Below are 3147 nucleotides of genomic sequence, written 5' to 3'. Positions count from 1 at the left end.
CCGGCGAGCGTCGCTGGCGGGCACCCGCCGCGCGGTGCCGGAGGCCGACGCCGCGGCGGCGCTGTTCGCGTTCCGGCGCTGGCGCGATGAATCCGGCCAGGCCATCGACGCCGCGCGCGCCGGCCTGGCGGTGCCGGCCTCGCCCGCGCCAACCCTGGTGATGGCCTCGCGCGCGGACGAAGACGTGCCCTTCGCCGTCTCCGCAACGCTGGCGACCACCCTCAACGCCGCCTTCCTGCCGCTGCCGGGCAGCCACGTCGCCCCCCTCCTGGGCCACGCCGCCGCCGACGCCGCCGGCCAGGCCGTGGCCTGGCTGCGGGGCGGGGCTTTAAAAGCTTTTGACACGGATCCAAGCGGATAAACACGGATAAACACGGATAGAGCCAAAACGGGCTGGGTTTTCGGCGTCCGCTGGTCCCCGGCGGAAATCCATCCAAACCGCTTTTGCCCTATCCGTGTTCATCCGTGTAAATCCGTGGCAAAAATCGCTCTTCCCCCGCCCCGGAACCCCACACCTTGCCGCCGGCTGAAGGCGCGGCCGGGATTCAGCGCGGGTTGGGCGCCGCGGCCCGACGATGCCCGGGCGTCGATCCCGGCGCCAGGAGCTGCCATGAACCGCCTCGTTTCCCGAACCCTTGTCCTTGCCGTGGCGCTCGCCGCCGGCACTGCCAGCGCGCAGGATTACTACGAACCGGATTACGGCTACGCCGACGATCGCTACGACGATCGTGGCTATGACGAACGCGGCTACGACAGCGCCGGTCCCGCCTACGATTTCGCGCGCGTGACCCGCGTAGAACCGATCGTCGAGCGCAGCCAGCCGGTCAGTCGCCGCGAGTGCTGGTCCGAGCCCGCGCCGTCCTACGCCGGCCGCGACCGCTACGATCCTTACGCCGCCCCGCGCTACGCCCGCCGCGATCCGCGTCGCCCGACCGGCAACGGCGCCGTGCTCGGCGCCATCGTCGGCGGCGTACTGGGCAACAGCGTCGGCAACGGCGACGGCCGCCAGGCCGCGACCGTGGTCGGCGCCGTGCTGGGCGGCGCGATCGGCAACGACATCGAGCGCACCAGCCGCGAGCGCGCCTACCGCGGCCACGACGTCGGCTACGCGCCGCCGCAGGACGTGGAGCGCTGCCGCATCGTCACCGAGCGCGGCAGCGACCGCCGCGTGGTGGGCTACCGCGTCGGCTACGAATACGCCGGCCGCGAGTACGAAACCATCACCGACTACCACCCCGGCAGCGAACTGCGCGTCCGCGTCGACGTCACCCCCGAAGGTTGACGCCCCGCCACCGCCCCAACAAGCGGTCACGACAAAGGGGTCAGAGTACCTATCCGTTTGAAACGGATATGTACTCTGACCCCTTTTTTAGTAGGGTAGGCGACTTCCAACGGGAGTTCGCCATGCGTCGTCTTCACCTTGCGGTTTCGATGGCCTGCCTGTTGCCGGGCGTGGTCCTGGCCGGCGATGTCACCGGCCTGGTCAATGCGCGCGTGCATACCGGCGAAGACGGCTGGCCGGTGCGCACCACCCTGGCCTGGGACGCCGAGGGCAAGCTGCTCGATACCGGCGGGGCGGCCGATGCGGCGGCGCTGGAGAAGAAGTTCCCGGGCATTACCCTGGTCGATGCCCGCGGTCGCGACGTGGTGCCCGGCCTGATCGACGCGCACGGGCACCTGATGAACCTCGGCTTCGCCCTGCTGCGCGCCGACCTGGTCGACGCCACCAGCAAGGAAGACGTGATCGCCCGCCTGAAGGCCTTCGAAGCCACGCTGCCCGAAGGCGCCTGGCTGCTGGGCCGCGGTTGGGACCAGAACGACTGGCCGGGCAAGCAGTTTCCGACCGCCGCCGACCTCGACGCCGCGTTCCCGGACCGGCCGGTCTGGCTCGAGCGCGTCGACGGCCACGCCGGCTGGGCCAACAGCGCCGCGATGCGTGCGGCCAAGCGCGAGCTCGGCGGGGACTGGCAGCCCGACGGCGGCCGCATCATGCGCGAGGACGGCCGCGCCACCGGCGTATTCATCGACACCGCCTCGGCCCTGATCGACGAGGTGGTGCCGGCGCCCGACGCCGCGCTGCGCGAGCAGGCGCTCGAGCGCGCGCTGGCCGCCGCGGTGAAGCACGGCCTCACCGGAGTGCACGACATGGGCGTGTCGATGGCCGACCTGAAGCTGATGCGCGACTTCGCCAACGCCGACCGCCTGCCGCTGCGCATCCGCGCCTACGCCGACGGCGATTCCGCCGCGCTGGCGGCGCTGTGCCGGGTCGGTGCGGCGTTCGAACACCCCAAGGGCCGGCTGGCGATGCGCGGCGTGAAGTTCTACGTCGATGGCGCGCTCGGCAGCCGCGGCGCCGCCCTGCTCGAGGACTACAGCGACGAGCCCGGCCACCGCGGCCTGCTGGTCACCGAGCCGGCCGCCTACGCCGCCGCGGTGCAGAAGGCCCGCGACTGCGGCGTCCAGCCCGCCAGCCACGCCATCGGCGACCGCGGCAACCGCATCGTCCTCGACACGTACGAAAAGGTCCTGGGCGACGCGGCCGGCAGCGACCACCGCTGGCGCGTCGAGCATGCGCAGGTGGTGGCCCCGGCCGACATCCCGCGCTTCGCCACGCTCAAGCTGATCGCCTCGATGCAGCCCACCCACGCCACCTCCGACATGCCCTGGGCGGAAGCGCGCGTCGGCAAGGCGCGCCTGGAGGGCGCCTACGCCTGGCAGCGCTTCCGCGCGGCCGGGGTGCGGCTGGCGCTGGGTTCGGATTTCCCGGTCGAATCGGTGGACCCGCGCCTGGGCCTGTACGCCTCGGTCACCCGCGCCGACCGCGACGGCATGCCGGCCGGCGGCTGGCTGCCCGACCAGAAGCTGACGCCGGAGCAGGCGCTGGCCGGCTTCACCGCCGATGCCGCCTACGCCGCCTTCGACGAGAAGACGCTGGGCAAGCTGGTGCCGGGCTACCGCGCCGACTTCGTCATCCTGGGCGGCGATCCGCTGACCATCGCCCCGGCGGCGTTGCCGACGCTGGACGTGGTCTCGACCTGGGTCGACGGCAAGCCGGTCTACGAAAAAAAGTAAGCCGCCCCCCGCCCCCCGCCATCGCCATCGCCATCGCCATTGTAGGAGCGCCTTCAGGCGCGAATCTTTTCGCCG

General features: G+C 71.9%; 3 protein-coding genes. All 3 read left to right on the top strand.

Annotated features, from left to right (window positions below):
* Window positions 1–361 (top strand): hypothetical protein (locus tag VFQ84_RS00200; RefSeq protein WP_325127967.1); only part of this gene is annotated, 361 nt, incomplete at its 5' end.
* 249 nt (window positions 362–610) lie between these two features.
* Entirely contained in the window at window positions 611–1282 is a 672-nt protein-coding gene (locus VFQ84_RS00195) for a glycine zipper 2TM domain-containing protein (protein ID WP_325127965.1), read from the top strand.
* A 122-nt stretch (window positions 1283–1404) separates the two neighbouring features.
* A complete protein-coding gene (locus VFQ84_RS00190) occupies window positions 1405–3072 on the top strand; it encodes an amidohydrolase (protein WP_325127963.1) in 1668 nt (555 codons plus the stop codon).
* Window positions 3073–3147: the final 75 nt, after the last annotated feature.

It is taken from the genome of Arenimonas sp. (assembly GCF_035721105.1).
Taxonomy (GTDB): Bacteria; Pseudomonadota; Gammaproteobacteria; order Xanthomonadales; family Xanthomonadaceae; genus Arenimonas.
The sequence above is the reverse complement of the archived record's forward strand: the minus strand, read 5'-3'. Positions and strand labels throughout refer to the sequence as shown.

Coding starts and splice junctions, on each gene's coding strand:
- VFQ84_RS00190 (WP_325127963.1), top strand. CDS start 1,405: ATGCGTCGTCTTCACCTTGCGGTTTCGATGGCCTGCCTGTTGCCGGGC.
- VFQ84_RS00195 (WP_325127965.1), top strand. CDS start 611: ATGAACCGCCTCGTTTCCCGAACCCTTGTCCTTGCCGTGGCGCTCGCC.